Source organism: Thalassobacillus sp. C254 (assembly GCF_001310615.1).
Window position 1 is genome coordinate 63463 of sequence record NZ_BAXQ01000005.1, and the last position, 21772, is coordinate 85234.

Annotated in this window: 23 protein-coding genes and 2 pseudogenes; 13 read left to right on the forward strand and 12 right to left on the reverse strand. The window is 39.8% G+C overall.

Translation table 11 applies throughout. The features are described 5' to 3' along the window. Positions 1–38 precede the first annotated feature (38 nt). From JCM19033_RS07230 to JCM19033_RS07245, 3 genes and pseudogenes are all read left to right on the forward strand, one after another. Positions 39–590 (forward strand): excalibur calcium-binding domain-containing protein, encoded by a 552-nt coding sequence (locus JCM19033_RS07230; RefSeq protein ID WP_054635814.1) that lies wholly within the window; start codon positions 39–41, stop codon positions 588–590. A gap of 315 nt (positions 591–905) precedes the next feature. After that, positions 906–1701, forward strand: a pseudogene (locus tag JCM19033_RS07240) (SMP-30/gluconolactonase/LRE family protein). Between the two features lie 200 nt (positions 1702–1901). Further along, the gene (locus JCM19033_RS07245) at positions 1902–2393 is read left to right on the forward strand and encodes a hypothetical protein (RefSeq protein ID WP_054635817.1); all 492 of its coding nucleotides are present in this window, start codon (positions 1902–1904) and stop codon (positions 2391–2393) included. Here the strand turns inward: JCM19033_RS07245 and JCM19033_RS07250 are convergent. After that, entirely contained in the window at positions 2363–2821 is a 459-nt protein-coding gene (locus tag JCM19033_RS07250; RefSeq protein ID WP_054635818.1) for a GAF domain-containing protein, read from the reverse strand. The genes JCM19033_RS07245 and JCM19033_RS07250 overlap by 31 nt on opposite strands. 16 nt (positions 2822–2837) lie before the next feature. Further along, positions 2838–3092, reverse strand: a complete 255-nt coding sequence (locus JCM19033_RS07255) for a hypothetical protein (RefSeq protein WP_054635819.1) — start codon at positions 3090–3092, stop codon at positions 2838–2840. Positions 3093–3536: 444 nt separating this feature from the next. Here JCM19033_RS07255 and JCM19033_RS07260 point away from each other — a divergent pair, with 444 nt between their 5' ends. The 4 genes and pseudogenes from JCM19033_RS07260 (at position 3537) to JCM19033_RS07275 (ending at position 7110) form a co-directional block, all read left to right on the forward strand. After that, positions 3537–4700 carry a PAS domain-containing protein gene (locus JCM19033_RS07260; RefSeq protein ID WP_054635820.1) on the forward strand — a complete coding sequence of 388 codons (1164 nt, stop codon included), beginning with the start codon at positions 3537–3539 and terminating at the stop codon, positions 4698–4700. Next, complete coding sequence (locus tag JCM19033_RS07265; protein ID WP_054635821.1) at positions 4691–5455, forward strand: GGDEF domain-containing protein; 765 nt, start codon at positions 4691–4693, stop codon at positions 5453–5455. The genes JCM19033_RS07260 and JCM19033_RS07265 overlap by 10 nt, the downstream gene beginning before the upstream one ends. 54 nt (positions 5456–5509) lie before the next feature. Beyond that, a pseudogene (locus JCM19033_RS07270) lies at positions 5510–6212 on the forward strand (EAL domain-containing protein). 229 nt (positions 6213–6441) lie between these two features. Then, positions 6442–7110: a haloacid dehalogenase type II gene (locus JCM19033_RS07275; RefSeq protein ID WP_054635823.1), complete on the forward strand. Its 669-nt coding sequence runs from the start codon at positions 6442–6444 to the stop codon at positions 7108–7110. Between the two features lie 323 nt (positions 7111–7433). On the opposite strand, the gene JCM19033_RS07280 is transcribed toward JCM19033_RS07275, so the two are convergent. After that, positions 7434–7778 (reverse strand): hypothetical protein, encoded by a 345-nt coding sequence (locus JCM19033_RS07280; RefSeq protein ID WP_054635824.1) that lies wholly within the window; start codon positions 7776–7778, stop codon positions 7434–7436. Between the two features lie 132 nt (positions 7779–7910). Further along, positions 7911–8330: a LysM peptidoglycan-binding domain-containing protein gene (locus JCM19033_RS07285; protein WP_054635825.1), complete on the reverse strand. Its 420-nt coding sequence runs from the start codon at positions 8328–8330 to the stop codon at positions 7911–7913. Positions 8331–8671: 341 nt separating this feature from the next. On the opposite strand from JCM19033_RS07285, the gene JCM19033_RS25265 reads away from it, so the two are divergent. Continuing rightward, positions 8672–8803, forward strand: a complete 132-nt coding sequence (locus JCM19033_RS25265) for a hypothetical protein (RefSeq protein WP_269758035.1) — start codon at positions 8672–8674, stop codon at positions 8801–8803. 262 nt (positions 8804–9065) lie between these two features. Here the strand turns inward: JCM19033_RS25265 and JCM19033_RS07290 are convergent, their stop codons facing one another. Beyond that, entirely contained in the window at positions 9066–9395 is a 330-nt protein-coding gene (locus tag JCM19033_RS07290) for a hypothetical protein (RefSeq protein ID WP_054635826.1), read from the reverse strand. A 200-nt stretch (positions 9396–9595) separates the two neighbouring features. Between JCM19033_RS07290 and JCM19033_RS07295 the strand changes: the two genes are divergently transcribed. Beyond that, positions 9596–10792, forward strand: a complete 1197-nt coding sequence (locus tag JCM19033_RS07295; protein WP_054635827.1) for a class I SAM-dependent rRNA methyltransferase — start codon at positions 9596–9598, stop codon at positions 10790–10792. A gap of 12 nt (positions 10793–10804) precedes the next feature. Here JCM19033_RS07295 and JCM19033_RS07300 read toward each other — a convergent pair whose 3' ends face one another. Continuing rightward, positions 10805–11179, reverse strand: a complete 375-nt coding sequence (locus JCM19033_RS07300) for a hypothetical protein (RefSeq protein WP_054635828.1) — start codon at positions 11177–11179, stop codon at positions 10805–10807. A gap of 188 nt (positions 11180–11367) precedes the next feature. On the opposite strand from JCM19033_RS07300, the gene JCM19033_RS07305 reads away from it, so the two are divergent. The 4 genes from JCM19033_RS07305 (at position 11368) to JCM19033_RS27270 (ending at position 13752) form a co-directional block, all read left to right on the forward strand. Then, positions 11368–12273 carry a phosphatase PAP2 family protein gene (locus JCM19033_RS07305; RefSeq protein WP_054635829.1) on the forward strand — a complete coding sequence of 302 codons (906 nt, stop codon included), beginning with the start codon at positions 11368–11370 and terminating at the stop codon, positions 12271–12273. A gap of 232 nt (positions 12274–12505) precedes the next feature. Then, positions 12506–12874, forward strand: coding sequence for a DUF2512 family protein (locus JCM19033_RS07310; protein WP_054635830.1), 369 nt, complete (start codon positions 12506–12508; stop codon positions 12872–12874). A gap of 156 nt (positions 12875–13030) precedes the next feature. Further along, complete coding sequence (locus JCM19033_RS27265; RefSeq protein WP_306301269.1) at positions 13031–13399, forward strand: hypothetical protein; 369 nt, start codon at positions 13031–13033, stop codon at positions 13397–13399. After that, positions 13315–13752 carry an endonuclease/exonuclease/phosphatase family protein gene (locus JCM19033_RS27270; RefSeq protein WP_306301272.1) on the forward strand — a complete coding sequence of 146 codons (438 nt, stop codon included), beginning with the start codon at positions 13315–13317 and terminating at the stop codon, positions 13750–13752. Before JCM19033_RS27265 ends, JCM19033_RS27270 begins: the two co-directional genes overlap by 85 nt. Before the next feature lie 46 nt (positions 13753–13798). Here the strand turns inward: JCM19033_RS27270 and JCM19033_RS07320 are convergent, their stop codons facing one another. From JCM19033_RS07320 to JCM19033_RS07345, 6 genes are all read right to left on the reverse strand, one after another. Further along, positions 13799–15127, reverse strand: coding sequence for a DUF2254 domain-containing protein (locus JCM19033_RS07320; protein WP_054635831.1), 1329 nt, complete (start codon positions 15125–15127; stop codon positions 13799–13801). Positions 15128–15275: 148 nt separating this feature from the next. Then, the gene (locus JCM19033_RS07325) at positions 15276–16016 is read right to left on the reverse strand and encodes an ATP-binding protein (protein ID WP_306301273.1); all 741 of its coding nucleotides are present in this window, start codon (positions 16014–16016) and stop codon (positions 15276–15278) included. Beyond that, positions 15905–17848 (reverse strand): PAS domain S-box protein, encoded by a 1944-nt coding sequence (locus tag JCM19033_RS07330; RefSeq protein WP_054635833.1) that lies wholly within the window; start codon positions 17846–17848, stop codon positions 15905–15907. Before JCM19033_RS07330 ends, JCM19033_RS07325 begins: the two co-directional genes overlap by 112 nt. Positions 17849–17921: 73 nt before the next feature. Then, positions 17922–18263, reverse strand: coding sequence for a PAS domain-containing protein (locus JCM19033_RS07335; protein WP_054635834.1), 342 nt, complete (start codon positions 18261–18263; stop codon positions 17922–17924). 140 nt (positions 18264–18403) lie between these two features. Then, complete coding sequence (locus JCM19033_RS07340; RefSeq protein ID WP_054635835.1) at positions 18404–19885, reverse strand: alpha/beta hydrolase; 1482 nt, start codon at positions 19883–19885, stop codon at positions 18404–18406. A 409-nt stretch (positions 19886–20294) separates the two neighbouring features. Then, entirely contained in the window at positions 20295–21047 is a 753-nt protein-coding gene (locus JCM19033_RS07345; protein ID WP_054635836.1) for a ParA family protein, read from the reverse strand. Positions 21048–21772 lie beyond the last annotated feature (725 nt).

The window sequence follows — 21772 nt, forward strand, 5'->3', positions numbered from 1 at the left end:
AGGGATGGACTAAATACTTAATAAAGGGGTTATAAGTTATGGTGAAAAAACTATCAATCTCGTTATTTGGTTTTGTATTTTTATTGATGGCCGCTCTGGCTTTTGCATTGCCGGCAGGAGCTCAGGACAGAAACTGCGGGGACTTTAATTCCGGGTCTGAAGTATGGGACTTCTGGGAATCTAATGGGTATCATTCTCAAAATGACCCACATGGCCTGGATGGTGACAGTGACGGTATCCCATGTGAAAGCCTGACTCTTCCAGACTATGAAGCAGAATTCACGGCTCATGAAGAAGCCATGACTGGTACAACCGAGGAAGACACGACAGAAGATGCCACTGAGGAAGAAGAGGCAGTAGAAGAAGAGGATGCTGCTGAAGAAGCAACAGAAGAAGATGGCACAGAGGAAGAAGCATCTGAGGAAGATGCAGAGGCACCAGCACCGGTAAAAGAGGACAATGGTTCTGAAGAAGAGGGAGGAGCCCTTCCTGCAACAGCGACAGCTAATCCTTTCATGGTGCTTATGGGCACATTAGCTGCCGCAGGGGCTGCAGTGCTGTTAACCATTCGCAGACGAGCTACTGTGTAATTTTCAAAGATAAAATAGTCCATCCTCCTGACAAACGCGGCTTTTCAGAGCCGCGTTTTTTTATGCGCTGCTGTCAAATGTTTAAAACTAAAAATATTTTACGCTATTTGACCCGGTGAAAAAGATGTTATGGAGAAATACCGGTTAAATCCTTCCTCTCTTGGGAATGGTGTGAAAAGAGATTGGTAAAATGACATCAAGGAGAGAGGTGAAATGCAACGTGAGGCAGAGAGAAGTGGATGCCCAGGTCATTGCCCACCATTCAGATCTAGGAGAAAGTCCGATCTGGGATGAGGAAAAAAGAAAGCATACTGGGTGGACATTACCGGGGAGCGGATTCATGAATACAATCCAGAAAATGGAAAGGTTCGTTCCATCAAGACAGGACAGATGGTGGGAGCGGTAGCTCCTACTTCACAAGGAAAACTAGTAGCAGCGATGCAGCATGGATTTTATATCGTTGATATGGATAACCACGATTTTCACTTTCTTTCAGACCCGGAAGAAGAGAAATCCAATAACCGCTTTAATGATGGAAAATGTGACACGGAAGGACGATTTTGGGCAGGAACCCATCTCCTTAACGAGGGAGAAAGGAGCCGCAGCCTTATATTGTCTCAATGAAAGACGGAAAGTGAGAAAAATGCATTCCCCTGTCACAGTTTCTAATGGGCTGGCCTGGAATAGAGATCGGAATTGCATGTACTATATAGATACTCCTGAACAGCAGGTTGTCGTGTTTAACTATGAATTCCAGACTGGAGATATTTTTACGCCTCGGCCTGTGATTGATTTTACTGAGGAAAAAGGAAAACCAGATGGCATGACAATTGATTCAGAAGGGAAACTGTGGATTGCTCACTTTGAAGGTGGAAAAGTCAGCAGGTGGGATCCTGATACAGGAGAAAAACAGGAAGAAATTAATCTTCCCGTTTCCCTGGTAACGTCTTGTACTTTTGGGGGGAAGGACTTAAATCAGCTTTTTGTCACTACAGCCGATGTGAAGCTGACAGAAAAGGAGAAAAAAGAACAGCCTATGGCAGGGTTTACCTTTGTCATCACCCTGGAACACGTAACCGGCCTGCCTCCAAACCGCTATCAGGGTGCATAACACCCAAGGCACTTGTAATATTCTGAAGTAAAAACAGATCATATGAAAGTGTTGAACGCTATTATATGACAGAGGGCCCAGGAGTCCAGGTGGTTGTTTGTAGGAGATAAGTACCTTTTTTTACTAAAAGTGACATTTCTCACTAGATATTATATATTCTTTGCTTAAGATGAAGATAAAGGTAAAAAAGGAGGAAAACAATGGGGATGATTCCATCTGAAGCGCTGGCTCTTGATTCTATTGGTGCACCTTTGTATATAATGCTTGAAGTAGAAAAAGAAATTGAACACCTTGCTTTAACCTTTGCCAAATCAATGGAGGAAATACCGCTGTACCGATCAGCTGGAATGTATTTTTCTATTGAAGAGCTGCAGGCATGCCAGACCTACAGCAAAAAAGATGTAATGGCAGTCATAAGAATAAACGCTTTAAAGCGTATGAAACATAAAAGAAAAGAACTGCAGGGGCAAGCATTGCCAAGCCCCAGGGATATAAAAGAAACAAACGATGTACTGGTTACAAGAGAATCAAAAAGCCCAAATATTGCCGAAATTGCACGCATGCTCCATATTTCCGAAGAAGACATTCTTGAAATAATGGAATTTTCTTCCTGGTGCCTGGCACCCGATTCAGCTGTAACAGAAAAAACGGTGGAATCCTTTCATAAGAAGGATTCTGCCATTTTTTTATGACATTCGAGCAGGGTGCCAGGCACCGATTTTTCTGCAGTTTTGGTCATATGGGAGAGGTCCGACTTCGTATAAAGTCTTTCAGCCCGGCTTCCGACGAGAAGAATCCCTTTTACTTTATCATTCATTTTAATTGGCACAGCAGCTGCGGCAAAAAGGTTCTCTGCAAGCATAATTGGAGATTCCAGCCTCTTACGCTCTAAATTGGGATTCTCATTATCTAATCGAAACGGCCTTCCTGCAGTAAAGATTACACCTGCAAGACCTGAGCCATTTCTTTTGCAAATATTTTTTGTATCTGTCATTTGAAAAGCCGACAGCATCCTTCCAGCGGTGGGTTTTGCCCCCTTCCTCAGTCCAGGCAATAGCGGCAAAGTCACTATTTGTCTCTTTTTTATCATCTGTAAATCCTGTTCAAAACAAGAATTCATAAAAAGCTCTCCCTTGCTATGTCCATTGCTTCTGGACAGTTAGATTGCTGTGCTGCAAGAATAATTCTGCCGTGCCTGCTAAATAAGCCAGAATCCTGTCTTTATCTATTAACATCCCGAGAGTTAATAACCGTTCTTTTATAGCGTTGCTTTTGTTTACATCTTCTATATAAGTGATAAATTCGTCTATGCTCATAGTCTGGTTGCTTGCTTTTAAGGTGATCAGGTCATAAGCATTTATTTGATAATGAGAAAGAAAGTCCATCAACATGCTTATCACTCTCCTTTATCCTGTACTCTATTCATAAGAAAAGTATAGCAATCACAAAACAAAGGTTTTGTGATAGAAATCACTTTAAAAAGAAAAACAAAAAAAGAAAAGATGAGATCATGATAAAAAGGGAAAAGGGCAGACGCAAGGGGGAATTAGCGCAGGAAGAGTTCAGGATGGCCGCAAGGTTTATAAGGCTAATCAGCTTCCGGCTTTCTATGCACGCCGTGCAAAAGCACTTAACTGTACCAGGAGGGAAATACGCAGTTGCCACTGGATAGGCAGGAAAAACGATCAGAATAAAAACACGGCGTCCTTCAGGCTGCTGTGTTTTTTATTTTCAAAAATAATAGAAAATTTGCTTTACATTGTCATAACCATATATTGTATAATGGGAATAAAGACACAGTAATAATTGCCTATAAAAGAAGGGGTGGGGTGCCAATGATAAGATCTGCTCACGTCTTCCCTATCATTTTCATAGCAGTGTATATCATAACATACTACGTAGTGATACTTTTTTTGACTCCTGGTTCCCATTCATCCTTGCTCATCCAAAGTGTTTTTGCAATGGTTGGACCATTCCTTGCAGCACTCACAATATTTCATGCCTACACGAGAAGTGAACGCTGGATAAAACCCTTCTGGTTCTTTCTTGGAACCGGCACATTTATTTATTTTATTGGAGAGGTCTACTGGTTTTACGTGGAATCAGTTTTGCAAGAGGGCATCACTTTTCCCGGGCCAGCTGACTACTTTTATTTCCTGCAGGTCATTTGTTTTATAACCGCATTTGTTTATTTTTTGCTTCAAAAGAATAAAAATTTCCATAATGCACGCTTTTTAATAGAGATGACGATTGTAATGATAACAGCCTTTACTTTTACCTATCATTTTATCATTAGAGATATCATTGCAACTCGAGAAAGCGGAGACCTTTTTCTTCTTATTTATATAGGCTATCCGGCAGCTGATTTGGCGATTTTGTTTGGAGTCCTTTTAGTGTATTTCCGTTCGAAGGATTCGTATTTCAGGATTTGTCTACATGTTTTAACAACAGGCATAGTCCTCTTTACACTTGCAGATGCTTTATTATTATATTTGCTGGCTGCAGAAGCGTATATGACAGGAAGCCTGATTGATCCTTTGTTTACATTGGCTTTGTTCTTAATAGGGTATTCAGCTTATATGTACAGAACAGACAGGATGAAGGAGAGTCCAATCCATCAAGGGGTTCAAAGTCAATTTATTATAAGGGAAGTGATACTTCCATATGGAAGTACTGTCATACTTATTATTGTCTTTATCGCTTCAGATGGTTCAGAAGTAAACTCTCTTACCATAGGAATCAGCCTGGTCATATTTCTAATAACGCTAAGACAGGTTCTCGCTCTGTTAGGAAGCCGGAAACTTTTACATGAATTTAACAAGCAGAACAAACAGTTAGAAATCAGTACACAGAGGTACCGTTCCATCTTTGAGAATCATCCTGATCCAGTTTATTCATTAAATCTATCAGGAGAAATAACGATGATAAATTCTTCCTTTTCCAGGCTGGCGGGTGAAAAGAAGAATCTCTTCTTCTTAATCCTATTTTCATGTTTATAGAGGCCGCTTCAAAAGATGCTTTTTATATTCATTTTGAAAAAGCTGCTGGGGGCGCGTCACAAAATTTTGAGACGACGTTTCGAAATCAGGCTAAGAAAGGGTATATCACAAGCTGTACCTTTATTCCTATTTTTGTTGAAGAAAAAGTAGTAGGTATTCACGGCATTATGAAAGATATAACAAACCTTAAAGAATCCGAAGAAAAAATGGCCCGCATGGCCTACCATGATCCTTTAACAGGTCTTCCCAATCGAATAAAGTTTGAGAAGGCAGTTGAGGAAGCGTTAAACCAAATTGAAAAGGAAAAAGCAATAATGGCTGTCCTGTACCTTGATTTAGACAGGTTTAAATGCATTAATGATAAATTGGGCCATGAAATAGGAGACATGCTGTTATGTGCAGCTGCTGAACGGATGCAAACCAGCATTCGTCCCCATGATATGGTTTCAAGGCAAGGGGGAGATGAGTTTACGATCCTGGTAACAGGCCTTAAAACAAAAGAAGATGCCCTCGCACTTGTGAATCGCATGATTTCAACGTTAAGCAAGAAATATTCCATAAGGGGACACAATATCTTTTCCACACCAAGCATCGGGATTGCTTTCCCCAGGGAGGATGGGCATGAAACAGTAAAAATGCTAATTAAAAAAGCAGACTTTGCGATGTATGAAGCGAAGAAAAAGGGAAGAAACCAATATTCTGTTTACGATGAGGAGATTGGCATGCAAGACCGGGAGCTGGAAAAGCAGGGATGAGAAATAATGAATGCTTTGGAAAGCACAGAAGTTATTCTTGAACATGTGCCTGTCATGAATTTACAGACGGACATGATAATTGGAATAGAGTTTACACCTGCATGGAGTCACTCTTCAAAAGGAGAAATTCCTGAACAATTTCTTTTTCAGGAGGACGTTGCCTCCCATGTGGTTGTTCCTTTCAGCCGCTGGATGTTGAGGGAAGTGTGCGCACTGGGAAAAGAACGCGAGGAACAAGGCTGCAGTAAAAAAAATATAGTGACGATCGAAAGCAAACATTTTAAGGAGAGTACATTTGTCGACGAAGTACTAGAAGCCTTTTTTCAAACGGGTTTGAGTCCCTGGCTGTTAGAAATAAACCTGTCGCACACCACCGTAATGAAACATCTAAAGGAAGCTGAGCTGAAGCTTTCAGCACTTCAAGCCCTGGGAGTTAACATTTTTATTACAGATTTTAAGCCGGGAACTACTTTTTTAACTCAACTATCAAACCTTCCAATCCAGTATCAAAATACCCGATTTCATTATAGGAGGTCTGGAAGAATATATTCGCAACTTACTGATTATGGAAACGATTATCTTACATTGTCAAAGACTTCATTTAACAGTGAAGGCTGATGGGATTAAGACAGGCTATCAATACAAAAAAGTAAAAGAATTAAAATGTGGAATAGGACAGGGACCATACTTAAGCCCCTATTCATCTCAAGGTCTTTTGAAAAGCCGGAAAAACGTTGGAGAACACCTCCAAAGCTAAGAAAGCAAAAACGATCATGTAAGATTTGAAAACAAAGATGACGTCATGTGAAAACGAACCAGTCCTTTCACAGGTAACGTGATATGTAGCAAGCAAACAAAAAACAAAGAAAACCTTCTTATGGAGTGATGGTCACATCCAATAGAAGGTTTTTGTCGGGAGAGACTCGAACATTGTAAAAGGTTACTTTTGAACGCGAGGAAAAGAAACAGCAAGGAGGGAGAGTAATATGGTTCAAGCGATTGTTTTTGACGCATACGGAACTCTTTTTGATGTACACTCAGTGGAAAAGAAGGCAGAGCAATTATTTCCGGGAAACGGAAGGGAGATAAGTGAAAGATGGAGGCAAAAGCAAATTGAATACACGTTTTTACGTCAGCTTATGGGTATCTATGAGCCGTTTTCAAAAATCACTACAGATAGCTTGCGATATACGTGTAAAGAATTAGAGCTTGAGTTAGGTGAAAGTGACGAGCAGGCATTACGCAATGAATATCTGAATCTAGACGTCTTTCAGGAAGCCAAAGGGGTGCTCGAAGGGCTGAATGATTATCAGCGTGTGATTTTTTCCAATGGCTCCCGGGATATGATTGAACCTCTTGTAAGCCAATCTGTGATCTCTTCTCTTATTCACAAAATTATCAGTGTAAATGATTATAAACAATATAAACCTGTGCCCGCATCTTACCAGTCAGTTCTCAGGAACTTGAATGTAAAAAGAGATGAAGTATTATTTGTCTCTGCAAATGGCTGGGATATCATTGGAGCGTCCGCCTTTGGATTTCGTACAGCCTGGGTGAACCGCAAGCACTCGCCCCTTGAAGAGCTTGACGTAAGACCTGATATAGAAAGCGCTGATTTGTCAGGGGTTTTAAAGCTGTTAAATCATACTGACTGATTGGTGTGTATGATGCCGGGATAATGCTCGCGGACCCTTCTATAAGCGAGATCCAAGTCTTTGAGCCAGCGCAGGAAACCATGAAAAACAAAAGAAAAAAGAAAGCATCAATCATATAGATGATTCTCCACACATAACTGAAAATATTAAATGAGTAATGGGGATAGAACCGAGGTGAGGCTGGCTCAACCATCCGGTATAGAAAGACCATTCCCAGGCCGGTAAAGAGCTGTTTGTCATAGGTAGTAATAGTAAATGGAGAGAAAGAAATACAGCTGTGTGGAGGTAAAACCTTTGTTGCCGTTTTTGTTCGGACTGATTTTTCAGAGAAAACGCAGATAAGTCTTCCAGGATGTATCTCTTTTTTCAAACTTCTCCTTCATATACCTATCGATGCGTGAAATGTATGATTTTCCAAAGGTGGCCGCATAAAAAATAAAAAGGATCATGAGTACCTGGGTAAAGGAAACTTCTTGATTTATATAGTAATCGACTCCTACTAAATAAAGTTGAAAAGAAGTTAACGCAAGAATACTGACAATCGAGACATGAGTAAGAAACCTCGATGAAAGGAAGTAGCGGCTGAAAAATAATGACACGGCAGCTCCCCATGTCAGGACTTCGGCCGCTAGGAACAGCAGCCATCCATATTCATAAAAAAAATTCATAACAGCCCCCCTTCCATTACCTCAATGTATGTCCAAAAGGGGCAAGTTATGTTTTGTGTGCCAGGGTGTAAAGGGGTGCTCAAACAAAAAAGAGAGGACGTCCTCAAGTATTTGGGGACCTCCTCTTATCATTTACTGAATAGTTAATTCCTGACCGGGGAAAATTACGTCACTTTCTATATCGTTGTTGGCTTGCAAGGCGTGTACTGTCGTGCCTTCTGACTGGGCAATGTTATAAAGGGTATCCCCGCTTTCGACAACATATACCGCAGAATCTGGTTCAGCGGAAGGTTCCTGGGCCTCAGCATCTTCTATTGGTTCCGGAGGAAGGAGAATATCCTCTCCAGCAATAATATAAGTAGATGTTCCCATAGAGTTTTTATTTTGGATTTGCTCGACCGTCACTCCGTATTGCTGGGCTAACGAATAGAGCGTGTCTCCGGGCTTCACTTCATAAGGTTCACTGCAGGCGCAGGCATCGGAAGCGTTAGCGGATGAAACAAAGAACAACAATGCAAAGAAAGAAGCTGCTGCCAGTTTAATTGATTTCATTACGTATTCCTCCTTTTTTCTGGATACAGCTCCTTTCCCTGTTTTTTTGTTTTTAAAAGCATTAGGAGGAAAAATAAACCAAAGGTAGTGCTTGCTTATAGCTTTTAAAAGAGGTATTGACTAGGAGAAGTTCTCATTTATAAAATTTCACTTACCGTAATAAAAAATTATTTTAAAAAAGAATCATTAAACAAAAAGGACGAGATCATCTCACATCCAAAAAATAACCGCGAAAATTCTTGTGTTATTTTGTCAAACGAATAATGTTATATTCTGTTTTAATCAGGGAATAAGAGAGCTACCAAGAAGAATATTTTGAAAAATAGGAAGGAGTTATTATTATGTCTGTACTATTATTCAAAAATAAAAACGTTATCGTGGAAGGTAAGGTCATTGAGCACACGGTGCCCTATAGAGAAAAGTTTTATCAGTCCAGCTTGGCGGAGGAGCGATTTATGGAAAAGGAAAATTAGTACCGGGAACTGTGGAACTTGAATTTGTCTCTGGAATTGAAATAAATCATAATGATCAGTGCGAACTTATAATCGAAGATAGAAAAGTAAACCTTCGGATCAAAAAAATTTCGGCTTTAGTGTTAGATAACGGAGATATTGAATACAAGGTAGAGGTACTTACATGAATTAAAGAATCCAAAGCAACGTATTGAAAATAGTGCAGGCGTAATGCCATAATAAGCCTTGATTCCTTAAAAGAAACAAGGGCTTTTCAGCATGGCTACGACTCTATGCCAACAAGTACATACTCTTTCTGCTGGTTTAGCTGCTCTTTTGCAAACCTGAGTAACTGGCTCCGTTTTTCACTGGCTGGAAGCTCGTTAAGGAACAGACAGATTATGTCTGGAGTGACAAAAGCAGCCCAACCTCCCCAATCAACTTGTTTTCCTACGAACTCATTATTTTTTATTTTTTCCAAATAGAGTCTAAATGCTTTGTGGCCTTCTGGAAACCATGAGCTTATCTTCTTAGGAATATTGCCGCTCCAATTTCCACCTTCATATGAGAAACTGCTATCATCTAATGTACCGATATAAACATCTAGTAACATAAGTGGTCCCCTCCTTATGCTTCCTGCCTTTTTAAGTATTCTAAAACATTGCCTTTCTCCATTAACTAGTCGCACGCTTTTGTTTGAGTGTGATAAAAAGGGAATGTAACGAAGTGGAAGTGATCACAGAAGTTATATTATAATGAAACCCGAGCTTAGAACTTACCTATACATAAAACTCTACGTTAGGATGATATAACATGGCAGAGGAAATTACCCTTACCATCAAGAATCAGCAGGCAGGAAAAATGAAAGGCGGTTATCCTTTGATAACAAAGGAAGCCATTGTTAATATACAAGACCTTAAGGAAGAGGGTTCCTTGATCCGCCTTGTAGATGAGAGAGGAAGCTTTATTGGAAGAGGCTATTATGGACGCCAAAATAAAGGGTATGGCTGGGTGCTTACTCGAAAAGAAAAGGAATTCATTGATTTTAATTTTTTTGAAAAAAAGATCAGCTCCGCTCTAAACCAAAGAGCCATATTCTTTGATAAAGATGATACAACAGCTTTCCGCGTGTTTAACGGGGAAGGTGACGGGATTGGCGGGCTGACAATTGATTATTATGGTGGTTATTACGTAATAAGCTGGTACAGTGAAGGAATATATCAATTTAAAAGTACAATCCTCCATGCTCTTGAGAAGCTTGTAGAATATACAGGTATTTATGAAAAGAAACGGTTCAATACAGAAGGAAAATACATTGAAGATGATGATTTTATAAAAGGGGAGCGGGGCGAGTTTCCTCTTGTAGTAAAGGAAAACGGAGTCAGCTTCGCCGTTTATTTAAATGAAGGACCAATGACCGGGATATTTCTTGACCAAAAGGAAGTGAGAAAAAAGATTCGAGACAAGTATGCATCGGGCAAAACCGTATTAAATACGTTTTCATATACGGGCGCATTTTCCGTTTACGCAGCTCTTGGGGGAGCAGAAAAGACAACCAGTGTGGACCTTGCTAACCGCAGCCTGCCTAAAACAATAGAGCAGTTCAGTGTAAATGGCATCGATCATGAAGCGCATGACATTAAAGTGATGGACGTATTTAATTATTTTAAATACGCGGTAAAAAAACAATTGAAGTTTGGTATGGTTATCCTGGATCCCCCAAGCTTTGCCCGCTCAAAAAAGAATCGTTTCAGCGCAGCGAAAGATTACAAAAATCTGGTCAAAGATGCGATAGCTATTACAGAAACAAATGGCGTGATTGTAGCTTCAACTAATTACAGCGGCTTTGGAATGGAAAAGTTCAAAGGATTTATTGAAAAAGCATTCAAAGAAATGGGCAGAAAATATAAACTAGAAGAGGAATTTTCATTGCCTTCAGACTTCAAAACAACAGCGGACTTTAAGGAAGGTAACTACTTAAAAGTGGTCTTCATTAGAGTAACAAAATAATTAATTACAGGATTATTCTACAAGATACCCGGACTTTTGTTCTTCAGGAAGAATATATGGGCTTGAAGGATGTTCGTTAAGGTATTTGGAAACAATAAAGGTTTTCTTCGTTTCCTGGCCCGCTTGTACAAAAGTCATTCGATAAGGATTTACAAATTGAAAGTCGAAGAATTCTAAACGATCTATTTTAACAGAACTGTAGGGGCCAAGGGAGCCGAACTCAAAAATTAAGTTGTCGGAGCTTGTTTTGAAATCATCATCATATTGGCCTCCTATAGATCTGTTAGCTTGATCGATAAGATGTTCCGTGTTATTCACAAGATAGACGTCGTAGGCGTTGTCATAGCTTTCCACCAATGCCAAATAAATATTTGGGATTTCATTCATGCTTCTCACCCCTTCGTATGAAGATTACAATTCAATTATACCCCCAATGACAAACTTTGCCAATAAACTTCAAATAATATTCAAAATTATTTTATTTCTTATAAATTGTAATTTATTCTAACAGGTACAAGGAAATAGTACTTTTGTGCAGAAAGTATTTACTTGTAATTTACATAAAGGAGCAGAAGATGAATCAAATTGACATTTTAGAAGCATTTACAGAGTGGCAAAACCCCATACTTACTTTCTTTGCAACGATTTTCACCTTTTTAGGAAATGAAGAATTCTATTTTATTATTCTTCCGTTTGTTTATTGGTGTATATCCAAACCAATAGGCTTTCGGCTTTTTTATGTTTTTTTAGTATCAATCTTTATCAATGCCTTTTTAAAGATTCAATTTGCTGTTCAAAGGCCGATCGGGATCGAAGGAATCAACTCTCTGTTTGTTTCTTCAGCAGAAGTGGGGAGCCATTACCCATACGATTCATTTCCAAGCGGCCATGCTCAAGGATCAATGACCCTTTGGGGATATTTAGCTTTAATTATAAGAAACAAGTGGTTCTCGTTATTTGCAGTTCTCCTTATATTAAGCATTTCTCTTTCTCGTTTATATGCTGGAGTACATTGGCCAACAGATGTATTAACTGGAATAGGGATTGGGCTTGCAGTCATTCTGGCCGGGTATTTTCTTCAAGAAAAGATTGCCAGTCTGCCAGCAGGTGTACATTGGGGATTGGTTATCGCTTTTCCATCTCTGCTGACTGCGATATTCCCCCATTCAGAGGGATTAAAATACGCAGGGTTCCTCTTGGGAGCGGGGATTGGATATTTACTCGAAAAACAGCATGTCCAAATGAAAATTCCGCAAAACTGGCTCAAAAAAAGTATTGCATTTGGTGTTGGCTTTGTTGGTATCATTGCCTTTCAATCGGGGGTGAAAATAATCTTTCCAGAAACAGCTACTTATGATTTTATAAGATACGGGCTTATTGGCTTATGGGGACTCCTTGGCGCCCCTTATGTATTTGTAAAGCTTGGTCTTTATCCAAAAGGAGGACATTCAACTCAGAATAAAAAAACGTTATCGGCATAAAAAAGTAACATAATTCAAAGTGAGAGGTCCCGTGTATTTAAAAAGGCGGGTCCTCTGTTTTTTGGTGCTTTTAACGGCAGGGTCATCACAGCATAAGAGGAATGGAAACTTTCTTTAAGGACACCTTTTACATGTGTTTTCAGTTATGGAAAATACTACATGGGAAAATTCATTGTGAAAAAAAACTTTTTGTAAAGACTATGGGTGGAGATGAAAAAAGGAGGAATTTCTCTTGAAGCATGTTGTTGCACTTATTATCAAAGTATTAATGGTTGCTGTTGTTTTATTAATTGTTATGACGGGCATTTATGGATACCCAGCTGGAGCTACATTTGGCTTAAGCCTTATCATTGCAGGACTCAGCTACTTAGTTGGTGACTTAGGAATTCTTCGTGTTTCTAATAATACTGTCGCAACCATTGGGGATATAGCTTTGGCCGCTGTAGCGATTTGGCTGATCGGGCCGTTAGTGTATGGTACCGGCGTTCCTTTCACCGTTGCTGTTATTTCATCTGTTGTCATCGCTGTAGGAGAGTGGTTCTATCATAAATTTATCGCGGAAGGTGTTCTTCCGGACAGAGAGCCTACTCCGCAGTCATAAGTACGAACAGAAAGCAAAAAGCCGGTTTCGTAAACGAAGCCGGCGTTATTTAATTTTAAGGAATAAGTCAGCCATCGACTGAGCAATGTATATGCTTGCTCTTTTGTTGTAATCCACAAAGTTCTACATTCATTAGGTGGTAAGAGAGGAGATACGATGGAAGTAAAGGTAATGACCTATAACATTCACCATGGCAAGGGCATGGATAGAAAAGTAGATATTAACAGAATTGCAGATGTCATCGCTCAAAGTAACATAGATATTGTTGGTCTTAATGAGGTAGACAAACACTTTTCCAGGCGCAGCAATCATATGGACCAAATTAGCATATTAGCTGAAAAATTAAACATGTATGAGGCTTTTAGTGCCTCTATTACACTAAAATCTAAAAAAGCACTTCACTGCGGCAATATGGAAATGCAATCTTATCGCGCTTTCCGATCCTTTCTAAAAAAACTTACCAATTTGATTTTGTCCCCGGCTTACTTGAAGGCAGGTCACTCCTGCAGACATCAATCCAAGTAAACAGCAAGGTCGTTTATTTTAACATAACACACCTTAGTCTTAATCCATTTCTTCATCGCATGCAGACTAAGTTTATAATGAATCAGCTCACTGAGTACCCACCTTCCATAATAATGGGAGATTTTAATATGAGACCAGAATCAGAAGGATGGAGAAAGATAACAAGAAAGGGACAGGATGTTTGGCATTTTGCCGGGAATGGAAAAGGGCATACATACCCTTCTTTACAACCAAGGTTGAGATTAGATTATATATTTACCAGTAATAATATAGAGGTTACCGAAGCAGAAGTAGTGACCACTCACCCAAAAGCATCAGATCATTTGCCTTTAAAAGCCTGCCTGCATATTTAATGCCAAACTTTCACAGTGTGTTCGTTGTAAATAAAAGGAAAACCCTTTACACAAAGGGTTTGTAGTCTTTTGAAAAACCTGCAGCTTGGGCTAGCTTATGGAGCTTTTTATTAATAAATTGTTTGTCTAAGGAAAGCATAGCCTGATGATCTACTCCTTCAATAATGTATTGCGTAAACTCCCATACATTCTTCTTTATTGAAGAATGATTGCTTTCAGCTATTAAAGTTAACGCACCGAGAAGGGAAGAAAGAACAGAGATATCATTCGTTCCGTATTGGCGAATCTGGTAAAAGGACTTATATAAATAATCCAGAAAAGATGGTTTATCATATACCACTCGCAAATTGTTTTCTTTGTCGTTGTGGTAGGCATGAGGGAGGTGCTTCTTGCCCAGCTTTGACAGGATTTTACCTAGATTATCAATGCCATTTATGGCGGTATTGGGGTCATTTACACCCGGGGAAAGAGCCCGCAGGGCAATCTCAACCAGTTTGGTCAGTCCAAACTCAATGTTATCATAAGCAATTTTGCGTATGCCTATGGAGATGTATTTTTGATAGGCACCATGAATTTCATGTGGCTCTAAAGTATAGATAGAAAGTATGGGGGTGTCCTGGTCTACATATTCTCCGACTTTGCGTAATACTTTTACAATAGTATCATCTTTTTCTGCTTGCTTAACTAAGCCGAGTATGTCTACATCCTGGATATAACCCGCTTGATTTCCAGTTAGGGAGATCGGAACTAGATGGGTGAGTTCACCGCTTTCCCAGTCTTGCCACGCTGAATCCTCAGTGAATTCCTTTAAACTGCTGAGGTCTTGTTCAATTTTCTCCATTGTTTCCAGAGTGATGGTATGAATTAAATTACTGACCTGAATCCAGCTGCTTACATGGTGCACAAAAAATATAAATACAACTAAACATACAATAGCAAAGACGACAGCAATAGCCGGGGAAATATAGCCGGCTTCTGAACCAGGTTCATGAAGAAGAAGGAGAAGAAGGATGGTATAAATAAAGCCTCCAGAAAATACACCCAGTACACGCTGAGTATTACGGTCAGTGATAAAATTATGCAGAGCACGAGGCGAGAATTCAGATAAGTACGTGGTCAAGACGACAAGAATGGTAGAAAAGGTAATGGTCGTCATGGTAAGCAACGAAGCAGAAATAGAGCTTAGAATGGTTTCTGCCCGATCAAGGTCCGAAAACAATAAGTCAGGAAGAAACTGCTTTATTATGTCAAATCGGTAAAGGTTTACCTCAATCTGTAAGCTTACGTATGCAAAAAGGCATGCAAACAAACCATACACCAAAGGAAGGTACCAAAACCGTGACCGAAGCCAATGGATAAAATGGTGTAATGACATTGGAGGATCCTCCTTTGTACGTTTTACCCATAGGTTGTGCGCGGGAAGGAAGGATTATCCATAATTAATGGAAGGAAAAGAAGAACCCCCCTGCCAGGGAGGTTTTTCTTATGAATATAGCATGTGCAGGGTAAAGTTTCCTTCTTGATCATTCCTCTTGCAAAGGGAGTTTAATGGTAACTGTGGTGCCTTGTCCTTCCACACTGTTTATGTCAATTCGGCCATCGTGGTCTTCGAGAATCTTAAAACAGACCATTAACCCAAGGCCTGTGCCTTTTTCTTTGTTGGAAAAGAAGGGTTCTCCAAGTCTTTGTATTCTTTCAGGAGGTATGCCGACACCTTCGTCGGTAATTCCTATTTCCAAACAGGAATCAGTAATTTGGGTCTTTACAGACAAAATTCCGCCTGTTGGCATCGCTTCCATTGCGTTTTTGATGATATTTAAAAATACCTGCTTCATTTGGTTTTGATCACAGTTTATCAGAACATTTTCAGCATGAAAGATTGTCTCTATATTAATATTATTTAATAGCGCCTGGGCCTCAATGATAGAAAGAATATTTCTCAGAACGGTGATAATGTTTTCTTGTTTGAAATTGACTGCCTGCGGCTTAGCCAATGTAAGAAACTCATTGATAATCATTTCGATTCTGCTTAATTCTGAAAGCATTAACTCTGTATATTCTTTTTCAATTTTGTCCTCGAATAATTGAGTGAAGCCTTTAATTGAAGTAAGAGGGTTGCGTACCTCATGGGCCACAGCTGCTGCAAGCTGGCCTATAACTGACAGTTTTTCCGATCTGCGCAGGAGCTCCTCTGTTTTCTTTCGGTCGCGAATATCTCTTGAAATAGCTGAAATGCCGGATATGTTGCCGTGTTTATCTCTGATAGGGAATAAGTTATACTGACTTCAAATAACTCTCTATTCTTTGTTTTTCTCTTTGTTTCATAGTCCACAACTTTCTCGCCTTTTTTCACTCGTTCAAGGAGCGCATTCGTCTCCTCTCGCAATTCTTCGGGAATTAAATTCGTTTGAAGAATGTTAGAATCATCTGGTGAGTAACCATAGAGAGAGTAAAAGGCAGGGTTTGCTTTCAGCAGTTCTCCGTTTAGCTTAATAATAAGAATGGCATCAGCGCTGTTATTAAAAACAGCCTCAAGAAGTTCTTTAGTTTCTTTTAATTCCCCCTCCATTTCCTTGCGAACAGAGATGTCTCGTCCTATAGTGACCATATACTTTTTCTCGTTGTTATCACTAAATTGGGGCGCTTTTACTATTTCATAGGTTCGTGGCTTGCCATCAGAATGGACCATCTGTTGTTCATATTGAATAAATTCTCCTTTTTCCCATGCTTCTTTATCTTTTTTCACCCATTCCGACTTCTCTACTTGAGAGAACGATTCTGGATTTAACATGCCTGGAGAACCTGTTTGCGTTTGCCTATAGCTGAGCAATTGCTTTGCCGATTCATTTAGTTCAATGAGCCTTCCGTCTTTATCCTGGAAAATAACAAATTCAGGCATTGAATTCAGCAGAGCTCTCAGCTCCTCTTCACTTTCTCTTAAGCGCTCCTGTGCAAGTTTTTTATCTGTAATGTCGTTTACTATGCAATAAACCCCCACAGTTTTTCCACCAAGGATTACAGGGATATTCGTAATAAGGAGATAAACGGGCTGGCCATTTTTGTCAAGACCGACAGTTTCATAGGTAACAGCCTCGCCATTTACGGCTCTTTGGAAATACCCGTCTGTACTTTCAATGTAATCTGGATGAATATATTGCCGGTAGTATCCGTTAAATTCTTCTTTATGAAAAGAAAGCAATTTTTCCAGTGGACCATTGGTCGAGGTAATCTTCCCATCCAAGTCTAAGAGAGCAACAGGGTTGGCATTATAATAAAAGAGAGACTTATAATGCTGTTCGCTTTCTTCGAGCTTTTTTTCAGCGATTTTTTGCTCAGTAATATCCCTGCTTATCACGATGAATCGATATATATCGCCCTTGTTATTTCCTTTTAGGACGGGCTTGGCATTGCAGGCTACGGTGATGTATGTTCCGTCCTTCCTCCTGAATCGCACCTCTAGATAGCCTTCTTGCTTTGATTCATGTAAGCAGCTGATTTTTTCCTCAACTTCTGGACGATCGTCTGGATCAATATAATCAAGTACATTTTTTTGTTCTAATTCATCTCCAGAATATCCTGTGATGGGCAAGTGGGAAGGAGACGCATAAATAATGCAGCCCTCTTTGTTGAGAACGGTAATAGCGTCTCCGGCATAATGAGCAATCATTTCATATTCCTGTTTTTCTACCTGTTCCCATTTTTCTTTCATTTTTGTATGCCTGACCGCAAGAGCAATTAGACAGCTGCAGACATTTAGCAGTTTTATATCATGCTCCGTTGGTGCAGATGGAGCATTATGGTACATTGTAAAGATTCCCACGATATTTCCGTCTATGACTATGGGTTCGCACCAAATTGATCGTATATCGTATGAAGAAAGAAAGTGGTAATAATTTCTCAACTTTTCATTTTCCGAAAGGTCATAAACAAAAGAAGGTCTATTAGCAAGTACAGTTTCTCCATGGAGGCCGTCTTCTTTTGTGAGCCTTCGTCCATTAAGCCTTGGATACAAGCATTCTGTAAGAGTAGGGGAGATAACATCTGCTGCTTTATTTTTGTCTTCTAAAAGGACTAGAGAGTAGTGGGGCTCATCCAAAGCTCTCGTTTCACCACATCAGACAGGGCTGTAAGAATGTCAAGGAGAGAACCTCCATCTAATATTCTATTTGTCATCGTTTCTTTAATATCAAAAAGTTTTCAAATGTCGTCAGAGAATGGTTCCATTGAAAAAGGAGGTGCTGTTCATCCAGTACCGTCATATCAGCTGTTTTGAGGCTGCCATTAACCATGATTTCCACTTTCTCAGCAGCTTGTTTTGACATAAAAGCTTTAGGCGAGAATGTGTACTCTTTAACAATGCTTTCATAAGCAGCAGGTAAATATTGATAGAGACTGCTGCCGGTTACATCTTCTGCAACCTTTTTCCCTGCATCATTTATAAAAACAATTTTCCCATCTGAATTTGTAATCATAAGAGGAATTTGTATTTTATTAAAAAGGTCCTGAAACATGAGTATATTCTAACTCCTTTGTACACCAATTACTCGTACAACAGCTTTTTTCCAGCTTATAAGAAAGGAGAAAGCAAGCTGTCGCGCCTATTTCTAGAGTAACAGATTCCATAAGAGCGTGGTATAACTTCCACCAGTTTTTACTGAAATTGATATAGAAACCTTTCCATATAATAAAGAAACGTCTGATTATAGTAGCCAGGAAAATAGGAAACGCAGGCATGCCCCCCAAAAGGAGCCAACAAAAGTACTGATTGTAAATTGTATTGTTTGTAAGTCTGGTCAAAAGCCTGGGCAACAAATGGAGGTACCAAACCATCGTGTGTTCCTTGGAAAACAAGTGCTGGTGGACTTTTTTCAGAGATAAGCCGAGCCGGATCTGTCAGTTCCTTTGTTCCTTCTATCTCTAAATAAGGGGCTAACCCATTTGCAGGGTAGACAGAAATAATCCCTTTCACATGAAGTGATGGATTAATAAATTCATGCACTCCATTAGCGCCAAGTCCTGCAGCATTGGCTAATTGCCCGCCGGCAGAAGCTCCTGAAACAAAGACAGAATTCAAATTAGCACCATATTCCTGGTGGTGCTCAGCCAGGTAGTCTGTAAAAATCCCAATATGGCGGACCATATCATCTATGGAAAAACCGGCCACAATGTTTTCGGGCACCCGGGAAAAGGAAAAGAGTTTCTCTTCGTGGCTGAGACCGTACTGAACATCAAAAACAACAAAGCCCTGGCTTGCAAAATATTTATTTACCTGGGGATTATTAGAAGAACCTTTATCTCCGGCTGTCCACCCGCCGCCATGAATCCTGATCAGTACAGACTGTTTACCAGGAAGGTTTGATTTCCCTTCTGGAGGAAGATAGGCATCGAATTGCAGCTTGATACCTTTGTCAGGACCAGTTGTCCCTTCATAATAAGGGATGTTTTCGATCACACGGTATTCCCCAGATCGTTTTCCAAAAAAATAGTCAGGAAGGGAAAAAGGTATGTTCATCATCGTTTGAGGTTTTGCTTCTAAAGAAGTTAAAGGCTCAGAGGTTATTCCAAAGTTTTGTGTATAGGTACCCTCTGCATCAACCAGCCAGAAGGGGGTCACGGCCAGCGGGATCAAAAAGACGGATGCAGACCAAACCCCGCCAATGAGTACTGATTTATAGAAAAAAGAGCTTTTTCTGTTTCTGTGCATTTTTAAGAGGAGGCCTGTTAAAGCAAGATAGATAAGGCTGAAAAATACGGCATACTGGGGAAATGTCATTTCGATAATTCCTGCACTTTTCCCGATAATTAAATGAACCGAAGCGTATACACCAATGAAAATGGTGATGGTCAGCAGTACTGTTATCCCTTTTACAGTCAGGCTGTCTGGTATTGCCTTTTCAGAATTTGATGAACGCTTATGTAATTTCATGAAATTTACTATTAAACCTAGAAAGAGAAGAGAAAAGAGCAATACAACTGTAAGCGTGCTTCGAGACGACAAATGGCTAATATTTATTGAAGCGGCCCGGTTTAAGAGAGGAATGGCCACAAAGAATCCGGCGGTTGCCAGTAAATAAAGATAATCGATCCATGAATGGGGGCTTGGCGTAATTGCTGCGACTATATTGCCCAGCAAAGTTAACAGAAGAAGGACCCCAAGGGCATTCCACCAGGCATGAAGGGGAGCTGTGGCTAGATATACAGTGCAAAGAAGCAGAGTGAGGGTATTGGCACAAAGCAGAAGGTATAGAACCCTTTATAAAGGTTGTCTGCAGATCTACACAATTGGACCATAACAGCCTCTCCTTGTCGAAATTCAGTTGCCAAATAAGTTCTCACTATTAAGATGCACAGCATAGGGAAAATTACACTTTAAAATTTGGACTATCTTATGGGATCCTAGTGGATTAGTTATGTTAAGTTAACTATTCTTATCTGAGTAATCAGGTTAATGATGTAAAAATGGCTGTTGAGAAGAGCTTCTCAACAGCCTGAATCAGCAAGGCTGGATTCATCAGGCAGGAGAAATCCAAACGGAAAATGCTTCACTCTGCCTTTTTTAATTCCTCTAAAAGTTCCTGGTATACAGAAAGGTGTTCAGGCTTTTGCGAGAGGGACCCGGAAGTTTTCGGGGTGTTGGCCACAAATGTTTCAAACATCGGAATACTTTCAGTTACACAATAGCGCCTTGTTTCCTGCATAATCTGCTGGTGAAGGGTGGTTTCAAAATTTACTTTGACGGCAAATACACCTGCAATTTCAAGAGAAGGATGATATCTCTTGCTAAAGTCTTTGATTGTTTTAATCACCCGCTGTAAAGATCGCAGCGAGGATGAATCGGGCGCGTATGGGATGAGTACCTGATCAGCGAACTGGATAGCGTTCCCTGACAGCAAGGAAAAGTTTGAAGGCGTGTCCAGTAATATGTAATCATAGGTTTCCCGCAGCTTGGTGCACTTTTCCTTTATTAAATTAAAGGGGGCAGGGTACTTTTCTGGATTGCCTATGACTTCAATATCCACTCCAATTAAATCATCGTTTGCAGGCAAGAGATCAATATAGCGATGAACAGCAGCTGTGATTTTTGAAGGATCAACGTCTTTCATAATTACCTCATAAAGGCTTGTTAAAAAATTATCAATTGTGCTGACAAAAGAAAGGGAGACATCTGCTTCATAATTGGTGTCTATGATTAAAACCTTTTTTCCTTCCTTGGCTAAGTTTCTGGCTAAACTGATAACTGTTGTAGTTTTTAAACTTTCACTCTGATTATTATATATACAAATTACTTTCCCCATATCGATGTTCCTTTCTTTCATATAGTAAGACTAACAATAACACGTCGTTAGCAAGAATCCTGTGCCCGATATAATAGATATTCTGTAAAATCTTCCTCTTGCCTTTTTAGTCAATAGAAAAATAGTAAGTAAGGTAAGAGTAAACTATTTCCCTAGTCCCTGCTACCCTAATCGTATGAGAATTAAAAAAGAATATAAAATAAAACTAAAGATTCAAATTCACGGCTTCTATTTTAAGCACAGTCCCCTATAGGAAAGAAATGCGGCCAGCTTGAAACACGTTACGTAAAACATAAGCGAGACATATCCATCAATCGATGTGAATGGTTTGGTACAGGTTTAGAGCTGTGGGATCGGAAGTAGTATTTACCAGAGAAGGAAAACGGGTGAATACATCCGGTAACTCGAGTAACTGAGAGACAGTAAACTAGGAGAGAGGGCTCGCTCAGACTTGAAATAGAAAAAGAACCGGCTTTCTGCCGGTTCTTTTGTCTTTTATTTTATGTTTTTACTGAAACTCAGCTGCAATCTCACAGCCTTTTTGTAGTTTTCTTCTCGTGAGGCTTCAACGATCATTCGTTTATCCAGGCATCTGTCATATTCCGCGTACCCAAACCCGTGGGATTGGTACATCGCTTTTTCCATTTCAGTTGTGTGATTGGAGCTTATCCTATGGATGTCCGATCAACCCTTTCAAAATGTTTTTTTGACAGTAATAATCGTAG